Origin of the sequence: Streptomyces sp. SCSIO 75703 (genome assembly GCF_036607905.1) — a bacterium.
Lineage (GTDB): Bacteria > Actinomycetota > Actinomycetes > Streptomycetales > Streptomycetaceae > Streptomyces.
In genome coordinates this window covers 3,485,362-3,498,824 of sequence record NZ_CP144555.1, presented here as the reverse complement: position 1 = coordinate 3,498,824, position 13,463 = coordinate 3,485,362, and the positions used below count along the sequence as shown (strand labels likewise).

General features: G+C 69.7%; 10 protein-coding genes. 7 read left to right on the top strand and 3 right to left on the bottom strand.

What is annotated here, in order from left to right; translation table 11 throughout:
* Position 1 precedes the first annotated feature (1 nt).
* From yidD to rpmH, 3 genes are read right to left on the bottom strand one after another with little or no spacing between them, the layout of a single operon-like run.
* Positions 2-376 (bottom strand): membrane protein insertion efficiency factor YidD, encoded by a 375-nt coding sequence (yidD, locus tag VM636_RS15280; protein WP_030420045.1) that lies wholly within the window; start codon positions 374-376, stop codon positions 2-4.
* Positions 373-744 (bottom strand): ribonuclease P protein component, encoded by a 372-nt coding sequence (gene rnpA / locus VM636_RS15275; protein ID WP_078855887.1) that lies wholly within the window; start codon positions 742-744, stop codon positions 373-375. Before rnpA ends, yidD begins: the two co-directional genes overlap by 4 nt.
* Before the next feature lie 21 nt (positions 745-765).
* Positions 766-903, bottom strand: coding sequence for a 50S ribosomal protein L34 (gene rpmH, locus VM636_RS15270; protein ID WP_003956500.1), 138 nt, complete (start codon positions 901-903; stop codon positions 766-768).
* Positions 904-1,279: 376 nt separating this feature from the next.
* Here rpmH and dnaA point away from each other — a divergent pair, with 376 nt between their 5' ends.
* From dnaA to gyrA, 7 genes are all read left to right on the top strand, one after another.
* Positions 1,280-3,163, top strand: coding sequence for a chromosomal replication initiator protein DnaA (dnaA, locus tag VM636_RS15265; RefSeq protein ID WP_338484827.1), 1,884 nt, complete (start codon positions 1,280-1,282; stop codon positions 3,161-3,163).
* Between the two features lie 1,173 nt (positions 3,164-4,336).
* Positions 4,337-5,467 carry a DNA polymerase III subunit beta gene (dnaN, locus tag VM636_RS15260; RefSeq protein WP_030420042.1) on the top strand — a complete coding sequence of 377 codons (1,131 nt, stop codon included), beginning with the start codon at positions 4,337-4,339 and terminating at the stop codon, positions 5,465-5,467.
* Positions 5,468-5,708: 241 nt separating this feature from the next.
* Entirely contained in the window at positions 5,709-6,584 is an 876-nt protein-coding gene (gene gnd / locus VM636_RS15255) for a phosphogluconate dehydrogenase (NAD(+)-dependent, decarboxylating) (protein ID WP_030420041.1), read from the top strand.
* 37 nt (positions 6,585-6,621) lie between these two features.
* Positions 6,622-7,743: a DNA replication/repair protein RecF gene (gene recF / locus VM636_RS15250; protein WP_030420040.1), complete on the top strand. Its 1,122-nt coding sequence runs from the start codon at positions 6,622-6,624 to the stop codon at positions 7,741-7,743.
* 14 nt (positions 7,744-7,757) lie between these two features.
* On the top strand, positions 7,758-8,321 hold the full coding sequence (locus VM636_RS15245; RefSeq protein ID WP_030420039.1) for a DUF721 domain-containing protein: 564 nt from the start codon (positions 7,758-7,760) through the stop codon (positions 8,319-8,321).
* 424 nt (positions 8,322-8,745) lie between these two features.
* Positions 8,746-10,806, top strand: coding sequence for a DNA topoisomerase (ATP-hydrolyzing) subunit B (gene gyrB, locus VM636_RS15240; RefSeq protein ID WP_199809374.1), 2,061 nt, complete (start codon positions 8,746-8,748; stop codon positions 10,804-10,806).
* A gap of 42 nt (positions 10,807-10,848) precedes the next feature.
* Complete coding sequence (gene gyrA, locus VM636_RS15235) at positions 10,849-13,446, top strand: DNA gyrase subunit A (RefSeq protein ID WP_030420037.1); 2,598 nt, start codon at positions 10,849-10,851, stop codon at positions 13,444-13,446.
* The last annotated feature ends 17 nt before the right edge of the window (positions 13,447-13,463 follow it).

Sequence of the window (13,463 nt, the reverse complement as noted above, 5' to 3'; positions counted from 1 at the left end):
ATCATGCTCCTTGGGCATGGGACGGGGTCTCTGCGGCCGGGCTCGAAGGACCGGACGGACTCGGAGGAGAAGTCTGTCCCTCGGTGGCCGGGTCGGCGGCGGAGGGCCCGCTCTTGCGTGCGCGCCATGCGTCACGCAGCATTTCGTGCCACCGCGGCCGCTTGCGCGGTGGGACATGGTCCACCCCGCCGAGCGACCACGGATTGCAGCGCAGGATGCGCCAGGCGGTGAGCGCCGTGCCCTTGAGGGCACCGTGCCGGTCGATGGCCGTGAAGCCGTAATGGGAACACGACGGGTAGTACTTGCAGACCGGGCCGAGCAGCGGACTGATCGTCCACTGGTACAGCTTGATCAGCGCCAGCAGCGGGTACTTCATCGCGCGCCCCCTCCCAGGAGCCGCTCCAGGGCGGCGTCCAGGTCTCGGGCCAGCTGTGCGTGGTCGGCGTCGCCCGCGCCGGCCAGCGCTCGTACGACTACCAGGCTACCGGGGGGAAACAGGGCGATCCGGTCACGCATCAGATGGCGAAGCCTTCGCTTGACCTTGTTGCGCACCACGGCGTTGCCCACGGCCTTGCTCACGACGAAACCCGCACGTGTCGGGGGAGCGCTCTCCCCAGGCGCGTGCGGGTCCGTGGCACCGCTTCGAAGGTGGACGACGAGGGCCGGGCGGCCGGCCCGGCGGCCCCGTCGTACCGCGGTCGCGAAGTCCTCGCGCCGCCTCAGCCGGTTCTCGGTGGGCAGCACGACGTCATGACCTGATCGGGATCAGGCGGACAGACGGGCGCGACCCTTGCTGCGGCGAGACGCGAGGATCGCGCGGCCGGCACGGGTGCGCATACGCAGCCGGAAGCCGTGGGTCTTCGCGCGACGACGGTTGTTCGGCTGGAAGGTGCGCTTGCTCACTCGGGGGCTCCAGAAAAGAATCGGGGTTGGCGGGGTGCCGTCCTGGCTGTCACCGTGCGCCCACGAGTAGCTCTCGTTACGCCCGAGTGCACCGCTTTGCGATCACCTTGGGCGTGATCCGTGCCCATCGGAGGCAGGCGGCAGCAGCCATCGACAACTCGACCTCGTTACGGTACGTGCGACTGCGCCATTCGGTCAAACCAACGAGGGCCGGGAGACACTTGTCCACAGCCTGGGGACAACAACTTGAACCCTACCGGTCGCGCTGACTACCGTGGCCGGACTCCGATTCGTTCCCTATCCCTGCCCCATCCGAGTTTCATCCCGACCCGTCCCCGAATCACACCTTCGAGGGACTCGTGAGAGAGCGTGCCCTGTGGCTGACGTACCTGCCGATCTTGCCGCAGTGTGGCCACGCGTTCTGGAACAACTTCTCGGCGAGGGCCGCGGGCAGGACGTCGAGTCCAAGGACGAGCACTGGATCAGGCGCTGCCAGCCCCTCGCGCTGGTCGCCGACACCGCGCTGCTCGCCGTGCCGAACGAGTTCGCGAAGAACGTGCTGGAGGGCCGGCTCGCCCCGGCGGTCAGCGAGACGCTGAGCCGCGAGTGCGGGCGCCCGATCCGGATCGCGATCACCGTCGACGACTCCATGGGCGAGCCCGCCGCCCCCGCTCCGCCGGCCCGTCCGCAGCCGCGCTACGAGGAGCCGGAGCTGCCCGCCCCCGGGCAGGGCCGCGACGAGTACGAGGGGTACGGCCGGCGCCGCGCCGACCAGCTTCCGACCGCCCGCCCGGCCTACCCGCAGGAGTACCAGCGGCCCGAGCCGGGCTCATGGCCGCGGCCGGGGCAGCAGCAGGACGAGTACAGCTGGCAGCAGCAGCGCCTCGGCTTCCCGGACCGGGACCCCTACGCGTCGCCCTCGGGGGACGCGTACTCCCAGGACGGCTACCCGCAGGACGCCTACGGCCAGGACCCCTCGTACGGACAGGAGCCGTACCCGCAGGACTACCGTCCGCAGCCGCCGGACCGCTCGCCGTACGAGGGGCAGCGCGGTGACTACGACGGTCCGCGCGGCGACTACGACGGGCGCGGACCGCGGCGCGAGCTGCCCGACCCCTCGTCCTCCGGCCACGTGCACCGCGGCGGCCCCGTCGGCCCCGGACCGGCCACCGGCGCACCGGGCCCGCTGGCCGCGCAGCCCGCGCCGGCCCCCGGTCCGGGCGAGCCGACCGCGCGGCTGAACCCGAAGTACCTCTTCGACACCTTCGTGATCGGCGCGTCGAACCGCTTCGCGCACGCGGCGGCCGTGGCGGTCGCCGAGGCACCGGCGAAGGCGTATAACCCCCTCTTCATCTACGGCGAGTCCGGCCTCGGCAAGACCCACCTGCTGCACGCGATCGGGCACTACGCGCGGAGCCTGTACCCGGGCACGCGCGTGCGGTACGTCAGCTCCGAGGAGTTCACGAACGAGTTCATCAACTCGATCCGCGACGGCAAGGGCGACAGCTTCCGCAAGCGCTACCGCGAGATGGACATCCTGCTCGTCGACGACATCCAGTTCCTGGCGGACAAGGAGTCGACGCAGGAGGAGTTCTTCCACACCTTCAACACGCTCCACAACGCCAACAAGCAGATCGTGCTCTCCAGCGACCGGCCGCCGAAGCAGCTCGTCACGCTGGAGGACCGGCTGCGGAACCGCTTCGAGTGGGGTCTGATCACCGACGTCCAGCCGCCCGAGCTGGAGACGCGCATCGCGATCCTGCGCAAGAAGGCGGTCCAGGAGCAGCTCAACGCCCCGCCGGAGGTGCTGGAGTTCATCGCCTCCCGCATCTCGCGCAACATCCGGGAGCTGGAGGGCGCGCTGATCCGGGTGACGGCGTTCGCCTCCCTCAACCGGCAGCCGGTGGACCTGGGGCTGACGGAGATCGTCCTCAAGGACCTGATCCCCGGGGGCGAGGACTCGACGCCGGAGATCACCTCGACGGCCATCATGGGCGCGACCGCCGACTACTTCGGGCTGACGGTCGAGGACCTGTGCGGGAGTTCGCGCGGGCGCCAGCTCGTGACGGCCCGGCAGATCGCCATGTACCTGTGCCGGGAGCTGACGGACCTGTCGCTGCCGAAGATCGGCGCGCTGTTCGGCGGCCGGGACCACACCACGGTGATGCACGCCGACCGGAAGATCCGGAACCTGATGGCGGAGCGGCGCTCCATCTACAACCAGGTGACCGAGCTGACGAACCGCATCAAGAACGGCTGACGCAGGCGCTCCGCCTCGAGGCGCCCCCGGACGACGTGTCCGGGGGCGCCTTCGCATGCCGTGAAGGGCTCCTGGCGGCACGCGAAGGGGCTCCCGGGGCACTGCGGACCACTGGGGCCCCGGGAGCCCGCGGGGCCCGGTGGCCGGCTGCCCCGGCGGGGGCTCCGGCGACCACGACTCCGGGCTCCGGCTCCGGCGGCAGCGGCAGCGGCAGCGGCAGCGGCAGCGGCAGCGGCAGCGGCAGCGGCAGCGGCAGCGGCAGCGACTCCGGGCTACGGCTACGGGCCTGCGCCCCCACTTGCGACGGCACCCACGCCCTCCCGCACGCCTCCGTCCGCCACGCCCGAGCCCGTTCCGCCGTCCCACCCCGGCCGTGCCCACGTCACCCGGTGTTCGAATACCTCGCGGGTTACGGTCTCCGTCCACAGATTCGGCGACTTTTTTTCCGTCCACACCTTGGGGACCGCGAAGTTGTCCCGATCTTGTCCACAGCCCCGGCAGGTGAGAGATCATCAGGGCAGGTCACCTCCCTGTGGATTTGTGCACAAAAGATATCCACAGGCTGTGGACGGCGAATCCGTCCCCAGGCCGCCGCTCCGGTTGTCCACGGGTGACCCACAGGCAGGGGCCGGTTGTCCCCAGTGATCACCCCCTTCTCCACATCTCTGTCCACTGTTCGGCAACGCGACGCGACGTCTCACCGCGTCGAGTGAAAGGCGTCACACGATGCTGCCGGGTTGGGCTGTGGGAAAGCTGGGTAAAGCTGGGGACGCACCTGGGGAGAAGTCGCCCCTCCCTGTGCACGGCGTGTGCAGAACTTTCCGTTCTCCACAGAGAGCCCCGGTTGTCCACCGGCTCCGCCCACAGGACCGGTGGACAAAATTCCTGCCCTGACCTGGGCAAACGAGGTTATCCACGGTATCCACAGGCCCTACTACTACTCCCGACCTTTTAGAGAGCGGAATCCGTTTCGAAGCGGGACCTGTGCACAACTCGCCCTCCGCGGCCCGACCGCCCCTCGTCATGACTTGACCCCGGACGGCACCTACTGTCAGTGCGGTGCGTCAGACTGGTTCCCGGTGTCCTGCCCCCAGGGAGGGCCGGCGACACCGGGTCAGACGACGAAGGCGAAGCAGGGCGAGAAGCGCCGGCAACAGCAGGAGGCGGCTTACGGTGAAGATCCGGGTGGAACGCGACGTACTCGCGGAGGCAGTGGCCTGGGCGGCTCGCAGCCTCCCGGCCCGTCCGCCGGCGCCGGTCCTCGCCGGCCTGCTGCTGAAGGCCGAGGAGGGACAGCTGAGCCTGTCGAGCTTCGACTACGAGGTCTCGGCGAAGGTCTCGGTCGAGGCGGAGGTCGAGGAGGAGGGCACCGTCCTGGTCTCCGGCCGGCTGCTCGCCGACATCTCCCGCGCCCTGCCCAACCGGCCGGTGGAGATCTCCACAGACGGTGTACGGGCGACGGTGGTCTGCGGCTCCTCGCGGTTCACCCTCCACACCCTGCCTGTGGAGGAGTACCCGGCGCTGCCCCAGATGCCGAACGCGACGGGCACCGTCCCCGGCGAGGTCTTCTCCTCCGCCGTGCAGCAGGTCGCCATCGCCGCCGGCCGCGACGACACGCTGCCCGTCCTCACCGGTGTGCGCATCGAGATCGAGGGCGACACGGTCACGCTGGCCTCCACCGACCGCTACCGCTTCGCGGTCCGCGAGTTCCTGTGGAAGCCGGAGAACCCGGACGCCTCCGCGGTCGCCCTGGTGCCCGCCAAGACGCTCCTGGACACCGCCAAGGCGCTGACCAGCGGCGACCAGGTCATCCTGGCGCTGTCCGGCTCGGGTGCCGGCGAGGGCCTGATCGGCTTCGAGGGCGCCGGCCGGCGTACCACCACGCGTCTGCTGGAGGGCGACCTCCCGAAGTACAAGACGCTCTTCCCGACCGAGTTCAACAGCGTCGCCGTCATCGAGACCGCCCCCTTCGTGGAGGCCGTCAAGCGCGTCGCCCTGGTCGCCGAGCGCAACACGCCGGTGCGGCTCAGCTTCGAGCAGGGCGTGCTCATCCTGGAGGCCGGCTCCAGCGACGACGCACAGGCTGTGGAAAGGGTCGACGCCCAACTTGAGGGCGACGACATCTCGATCGCCTTCAACCCGACCTTCCTGCTGGACGGGCTGAGCGCCATCGACTCGCCGGTGGCCCAGCTCTCGTTCACGACGTCCACCAAGCCGGCGCTGCTCAGCGGCCGGCCCGCGGTCGACGCCGAGGCGGACGAGGCGTACAAGTACCTGATCATGCCGGTGCGGCTGAGCGGCTGACCCGGCCACCGTCGCCGCCGGACGGCGACCCGGTCGTCCACAGGGCCCCCGCGGTCCGTGGACGACCGGCGCACCGCACGGCGTCGTCGCAGGTGAGAGCGTACGTATGAGCGCATGTGCCCACAGGTGTGCATGAGCGTCCGGGTTTAGGCTCGTACGCGGATACGAACGTGCCGCGGCACGCATCCGACACGTTCGGACGTGCCGTCACGCCACCTCGCACACCTAAGGAACGCAACTGATGGAGCTCGGTCTCGTCGGCCTCGGCAAGATGGGCGGCAACATGCGCGAGCGGATCCGCCGCGCCGGCCACACCGTCGTCGGATACGACCGCAACCCGGACCTCGCCGACGTCCACAGCCTGGAAGACCTCGTGGGCAAGCTCACGGGTCCGCGCGTGGTCTGGGTGATGGTCCCGGCCGGCGAGGCCACCCAGGCCACCATCGACCGGCTCGCCGAGCTGCTGGAGCCCGGCGACGTCGTCGTGGACGGCGGCAACTCCCGCTGGACGGACGACGAGAGGCACGCCGCCCAGCTCGCCGCCCAGGGCATCGGCTTCGTCGACTGCGGCGTCTCCGGAGGGGTGTGGGGCCTGGAGAACGGCTACGCGCTCATGTACGGCGGCGCCCCGGAGCACATCGCCAGGGTGCAGCCGGTCTTCGACGCGCTCAAGCCGGAGGGCGACCTCGGCGCGGTGCACGCGGGCAAGGTGGGCGCGGGCCACTTCGCGAAGATGGTTCACAACGGCATCGAGTACGCGATGATGCAGGCGTACGCCGAGGGCTGGGAGCTGCTGGAGAAGGTCGACTCCGTGGAGAACGTCCGCGAGGTCTTCCGTTCCTGGCAGGAGGGCACCGTCATCCGGTCCTGGCTGCTGGACCTGGCGGTCGACGCCCTCGACGAGGACGAGCACCTGGACGGGCTGCGGGGCTACGCGCAGGACTCCGGCGAGGGACGCTGGACGGTGGAGGCGGCGATCGACCACGCGGTGCCGCTGCCGGCGATCACCGCGTCGCTGTTCGCGCGGTTCTCCTCCCGGCAGGACGACTCGCCGCAGATGAAGATGATCGCCGCGCTGCGCAACCAGTTCGGCGGCCACGCGGTGGAAAAGAAGTAGGGCAACACCCGAAGGTTGGGGAGGTCGGCGAACGACCATGCACGTCACGCATCTGTCGCTGGCCGACTTCCGTTCCTACGCCCGGGTCGAGGTCCCGCTGGACCCGGGCGTGACGGCCTTCGTCGGCCCCAACGGCCAGGGCAAGACCAACCTCGTCGAGGCGGTCGGCTACCTGGCGACCCTCGGCAGCCACCGGGTCTCCTCCGACGCCCCCCTGGTCCGCATGGGCGCCGACCGGGCGATCATCCGGGCGCAGGTCCGCCAGGGCGAGCGGCAGCAGCTCATCGAGCTGGAGCTGAACCCGGGCCGTGCCAACCGCGCCCGGGTCAACCGGTCCTCCCAGGTCAGACCCCGCGACGTCCTGGGCATCGTGCGGACCGTGCTCTTCGCGCCCGAGGACCTCGCGCTGATCAAGGGCGACCCCGGAGAGCGGCGCCGCTTCCTGGACGAACTGATCACCGCGCGCTCCCCGCGCATGGCGGGCGTCCGCTCCGACTACGACCGCGTCCTCAAGCAGCGCAACACGCTGCTGAAGTCGGCCGCGCTGGCCCGCCGCCACGGCGGCCGCACCCTCGACCTCTCCACCCTCGACGTCTGGGACCAGCACCTCGCGCGGGCCGGCGCCGAACTGCTCGCCCGGCGCCTCGACCTGATCGCCGCCGTGCAGCCGCTGGCCGACAAGGCGTACGAGCAACTGGCCCCCGGCGGCGGACCCGTCGTCCTGGAGTACCGGGCCTCGGCGCCCGGCGACGCGCACACCCGCGAGGACCTGTACACACAGCTCACGGCCGCGCTCGCCGACGTCCGCAAACAGGAGATCGAGCGCGGCGTCACCCTGGTCGGACCCCACCGGGACGACCTGCTGCTCAAGCTCGGCGGCATGCCGGCCAAGGGATACGCCTCGCACGGCGAGTCCTGGTCCTACGCGCTCGCGCTGCGGCTGGCCTCCTACGACCTGCTGCGGGCCGAGGGGAACGAACCGGTGCTGGTGCTGGACGACGTCTTCGCCGAACTGGACGTCCGGCGCCGGGAACGGCTGGCCGAACTGGTCGCCCCCGGCGAGCAGGTGCTGGTGACCGCCGCCGTCGGCGACGACGTCCCGCACGTCCTGGCCGGGACCCGCTTCGCGGTGGCGGAGGGGACGGTGGAGCGCGCGTGAAACCGGGCGAGCCGATGTTCGACCCCGCCGCCGGCAAGGACCCCGGCGGCCCTCCGGGGAAGACCCCCGAACCCTCCGGCGTGGACCTGGCGCGCGTGGCACTGCGGGCGGCGCGCGAGGCGGCCCGCGCGCGGGGCGACGCGGCGCAGCAGCGCAAGCAGGTCCGGCGCGGCGGTGGCCTGCGCTCCGGCGCGCGCGCCGACGGACGCGACCCCATGGCGCTGGGTTCGGCGATCAGCCGGCTGATCACGGAGCGCGGCTGGGAGGCGCCGGCCGCGGTGGGCGGGGTGATGGGCCGCTGGCCGCAGATCGTCGGCGAGGACGTGGCCAAGCACTGCGTCCCGGAGCGGTACGACGAGGACGCGCGCGTGCTGAGCGTGCGCTGCGACTCCACGGCGTGGGCGACCAACCTGCGGCTGCTCGCCCCGACGCTCGTCGCGCGGATCAACGAGGACCTCGGGCACGGCTCGGTCCGGCTGATCAAGGTGCACGGTCCGGGGGGCCCGGGTGGCCCCGCGCGCCGGTACGGACCGCTGCGCGCCCCCGGCAGCAAGGGCCCCGGCGACACCTACGGCTGACGCCTCCGCCGCTGGTCGCAGCGGTGATCCGCATCACACCCAGCGGGGCCCGGCGGGGCTCGGGACACCCCGTGCGTGCCCGGTCACCACACCGGAATCAGCCGTTCCTCCCTCCTCGGCTCCCCCGTAGCAACGGGTTGACGCCCGGAAGCGCTGAGTGCCCTCGTGGGCCGCTTGAGGCCCCCTTCCGCATATCGGGAGTCGGACAAGGCCGGTTCAGGGCGGCACATGCGTACTCAGGTACCGGCAAACACCCATCAGTGTCAGTGCTACCGGTAGAATGGATGAGAATCCCGCCCCGAACGTGGGGACCGTCCGGGACTAGCTGAGCAACGCTGATCAAGGCTTACCAACGCAACATGCCGCAGCCGCTCCGGCAACCTGCCGACGAGCCTGGCTCGTGCTGTGCCAGAAAGGGCGCTTCGTGGCCGATTCCGGCAACCCCAACGAGAACAACCCGTCCATCGACACCGGCGCCCACGAAGCGGTGAGCACCTCGAACGACGAGGGCCCCACCTCGTACGACGCCAGTGCCATCACCGTCCTCGAGGGCCTGGACGCGGTCCGCAAGCGACCCGGTATGTACATCGGCTCGACCGGTGAGCGTGGCCTGCACCACCTGGTGCAGGAAGTCGTCGACAACTCGGTCGACGAGGCGCTGGCCGGCCACGCCGACACGATCGACGTCCGCATCCTCGCCGACGGCGGCGTCCGCGTCATCGACAACGGGCGCGGCATCCCGGTGGACATCCACCCGGTCGAGAAGAAGCCGGCCGTCGAGGTCGTCCTGACGGTGCTGCACGCGGGCGGCAAGTTCGGCGGCGGCGGTTACGCGGTCTCCGGCGGTCTGCACGGCGTCGGCGTCTCCGTGGTGAACGCCCTGTCCACCAAGGTGACCGTCGACATCAAGCGCGACGGCTACCGCTGGACGCAGGAATACAAGATGGGCGTCCCGACGGCGCCGCTCGCCAAGCACGAGGCGGTCGAGGACTCCGGCACGACGGTCACCTTCTGGGCCGATCCGGACATCTTCGAGACCACGGACTACTCCTTCGAGACGCTGGCCCGGCGTTTCCAGGAGATGGCGTTCCTCAACAAGGGCCTGACGATCAAGCTGACCGACGAGCGCGAGTCGGCCAAGGCGGTCGCCGGCGCCGACGAGGCCGGCGCGGACGTGACGGAGGAGGTGAAGTCCGTCACGTACCACTACGAGGGCGGCATCGTCGACTTCGTGAAGTACCTCAACTCCCGCAAGGGCGAGCTGGTGCACCCGTCGGTGATCGACATCGAGGCCGAGGACAAGGAGCGTCTCCTGTCCATCGAGGTCGCGATGCAGTGGAACAACGGGTACACGGAGGGCGTGTACTCCTTCGCCAACACGATCCACACCCACGAGGGCGGTACGCACGAGGAGGGCTTCCGTTCCGCGCTGACGAACCTCGTCAACAAGTACGCGCGCGAGAAGAAGCTGCTGCGTGAGAAGGAGGACAATCTCACCGGCGACGACATCCGCGAGGGCCTGACCGCGATCATCTCGGTCAAGCTGGGCGAGCCGCAGTTCGAGGGCCAGACCAAGACCAAGCTGGGCAACACCGAGGCGAAGACCTTCGTCCAGAAGGTGGTCTACGAGCACCTCACCGACTGGCTGGACCGCAACCCCAACGAGGCCGCGGACATCGTCCGCAAGGGCATCCAGGCGGCCACCGCGCGCGTGGCGGCCCGCAAGGCGCGCGACCTGACCCGCCGCAAGGGCCTGCTGGAGTCGGCCTCCCTGCCGGGCAAGCTCTCCGACTGCCAGTCGAACGACCCGACCAAGTGCGAGATCTTCATCGTCGAGGGTGACTCCGCCGGCGGCTCGGCCAAGTCCGGCCGGAACCCGCAGTACCAGGCGATCCTCCCGATCCGCGGCAAGATCCTCAACGTGGAGAAGGCCCGCATCGACCGGATCCTGCAGAACCAGGAGATCCAGGCGATGATCTCCGCGTTCGGCACCGGTGTGCACGAGGACTTCGACATCGAGAAGCTCCGCTACCACAAGATCATCCTCATGGCGGACGCCGACGTCGACGGCCAGCACATCAACACCCTGCTGCTGACCTTCCTGTTCCGCTTCATGCGGCCGCTGGTCGAGGCCGGCCACGTGTACCTCTCCCGCCCCCCGCTCTACAAGATCAAGTGGGGCCGGGACGACTTCGAGTACGCGTACTCCGACCGCGAGCGCGACGCGCTGATCGAGATGGGCCGCCAGGCCGGCAAGCGCGTCCGCGAGGACTCCGTCCAGCGCTTCAAGGGCCTCGGCGAGATGAACGCCGAGGAGCTGCGCGTCACCACGATGGACCAGGAGCACCGTGTCCTCGGCCAGGTCACGCTGGACGACGCGGCCCAGGCCGACGACCTGTTCTCGGTGCTGATGGGCGAGGACGTCGAGGCCCGGCGCCAGTTCATCCAGCGCAACGCCAAGGACGTCCGCTTCCTCGACATCTGAGTCGGTCACGGCTGACCGCACCAGGAAGGACCTTCACCAGCAATGACCGACGAGAACACCCCTGTGACGACGCCCGAGGGCGACGCCCTGGCGATGCGTGTCGAGCCCGTCGGGCTCGAGACGGAGATGCAGCGCTCGTACCTCGACTACGCGATGTCCGTCATCGTCTCGCGGGCACTGCCCGACGTCCGCGACGGCCTCAAGCCCGTCCACCGGCGCGTGCTGTACGCCATGTACGACGGCGGCTACCGCCCCGAGCGCGGCTTCTACAAGTGCGCCCGCGTCGTCGGCGACGTCATGGGCAACTACCACCCGCACGGCGACAGCTCCATCTACGACGCGCTGGTGCGCCTCGCGCAGCCGTGGTCGATGCGGATGCCGCTGGTGGACTCCAACGGCAACTTCGGCTCGCCGGGCAACGACCCCGCTGCTGCCATGCGGTACACCGAGTGCAAGATGGCGCAGCTGTCGATGGAGATGGTCCGTGACATCGACGAGGAGACCGTCGACTTCACGGACAACTACGACGGACGCTCCCAGGAGCCGACCGTCCTGCCGGCCCGGTTCCCCAACCTGCTGATCAACGGCTCGGCCGGCATCGCGGTCGGCATGGCGACCAACATCCCGCCGCACAACCTCCGCGAGGTGGCCGCCGGCGCGCAGTGGTACCTGGACCACTACGAGGCGACCCAGGAGGAGCTGCTCGACGCGCTCATCGAGCGCATCAAGGGCCCCGACTTCCCGACCGGCGCCCTGGTCGTCGGCCGCACGGGCATCGAGGAGGCGTACCGCACCGGCCGCGGCTCGGTCACCATGCGTGCGGTCGTCGAGGTCGAGGAGATCCAGAACCGCCAGTGCCTGGTGGTCACCGAGCTGCCCTACCAGGTCAACCCGGACAACCTCGCGCAGAAGATCGCCGACCTGGTCAAGGACGGCAAGATCGGCGGCATCGCGGACGTCCGCGACGAGACCTCCTCGCGCACCGGACAGCGCCTGGTCATCGTCCTCAAGCGGGACGCGGTCGCCAAGGTCGTCCTCAACAACCTCTACAAGCACACCGACCTCCAGACCAACTTCGGCGCGAACATGCTGGCGCTGGTCGACGGGGTCCCGCGCACCCTCTCCCTGGACGCGTTCATCCGGCACTGGGTGAACCACCAGATCGAGGTCATCGTCCGCCGTACGCGCTTCCGGCTGCGCAAGGCCGAGGAGCGGGCGCACATCCTGCGCGGCCTGCTGAAGGCCCTGGACGCCATCGACGAGGTGATCGCCCTCATCCGGGGCAGCGACACCGTGGAGATCGCCCGCGCGGGCCTGATGGACCTCCTGACGATCGACGAGATCCAGGCCAACGCGATCCTGGAGATGCAGCTCCGCCGACTGGCCGCGCTGGAGCGCCAGAAGATCGTCCAGGAGCACGACGAACTTCAGGCCAAGATCAACGAGTACAACGAGATCCTCGCCTCGCCGGTCCGCCAGCGCGGCATCGTCAGCGCCGAGCTGACCGCGATCGTCGAGAAGTACGGCGACGACCGCAAGACGAAGCTGATCCCCTATGAGGGCGACATGTCCATCGAGGACCTGATCGCCGAGGAGGACATCGTCGTCACGGTCACCCGCGGCGGCTACATCAAGCGCACCAAGACCGACGACTACCGGGCGCAGAAGCGCGGCGGCAAGGGCGTGCGCGGCACGAAGCTCAAGGAAGACGACATCGTCAACCACTTCTTCGTGTCCACCACCCACCACTGGCTGCTCTTCTTCACCAACAAGGGCCGTGTCTACCGCGCCAAGGCGTACGAACTGCCCGACGCCGGCCGGGACGCGCGCGGTCAGCACGTGGCGAACCTGCTGGCCTTCCAGCCGGACGAGTCCATCGCCGAGATCCTGGCGATCCGCGACTACGAGGCGGCGCCCTACCTGGTTCTGGCCACCAAGGCGGGACTGGTGAAGAAGACGTCGCTGAAGGACTACGATTCACCGCGTTCCGGTGGTGTGATCGCGATCAACCTGCGGGAGCAGGAGGACGGTTCCGATGACGAACTGATCGGAGCCGAACTCGTCTCGCCCGACGACGACCTCCTGCTGATCAGCAGGAAGGCTCAGTCGATCAGGTTCACCGCTACGGACGACACCCTGCGGCCCATGGGCCGTGCCACCTCGGGCGTCAAGGGCATGAGTTTCCGCGAAGGGGACGAGCTGCTCTCGATGAATGTTGTTCGAGCCGGTACGTTCGTGTTCACTGCCACCGACGGCGGGTACGCGAAGCGGACCTCCGTCGACGAGTACCGCGTGCAGGGGCGTGGCGGTCTCGGCATCAAGGCTGCCAAGATCGTCGAGGACCGCGGATCGCTCGTGGGCGCGCTGGTGGTCGAGGAGCACGACGAGATCCTCGCCATCACCCTCTCGGGCGGTGTGATTCGCACGCGAGTCAGCGGGGTCAGGGAGACGGGCCGTGACACCATGGGCGTCCAACTGATCAATCTGGGCAAGCGCGATGCCGTCGTGGGCATCGCACGCAACGCCGAGGCGGGACGCGAGGCGGAGGAGGTCGACGGCGACGTGGCCGTCGACGAGACCGCCGAGGGTGCCGTCACGACCACCGGCACGGACGAGGGCGAGGCGCCCTCGGCCGAGTAGCACGAGGAGAGAGTCAT

What these genes read in the sequence shown, in the direction of transcription:
- gyrA (WP_030420037.1), top strand. Translation starts at nt 10,849, where the DNA reads ATGACCGACGAGAACACCCCTGTGACGACGCCCGAGGGCGACGCCCTG.
- VM636_RS15245 (WP_030420039.1), top strand. Translation starts at nt 7,758, where the DNA reads ATGTTCGACCCCGCCGCCGGCAAGGACCCCGGCGGCCCTCCGGGGAAG.
- recF (WP_030420040.1), top strand. Translation starts at nt 6,622, where the DNA reads ATGCACGTCACGCATCTGTCGCTGGCCGACTTCCGTTCCTACGCCCGG.
- yidD (WP_030420045.1), bottom strand. Translation starts at nt 376, where the DNA reads ATGAAGTACCCGCTGCTGGCGCTGATCAAGCTGTACCAGTGGACGATC.
- gnd (WP_030420041.1), top strand. Translation starts at nt 5,709, where the DNA reads ATGGAGCTCGGTCTCGTCGGCCTCGGCAAGATGGGCGGCAACATGCGC.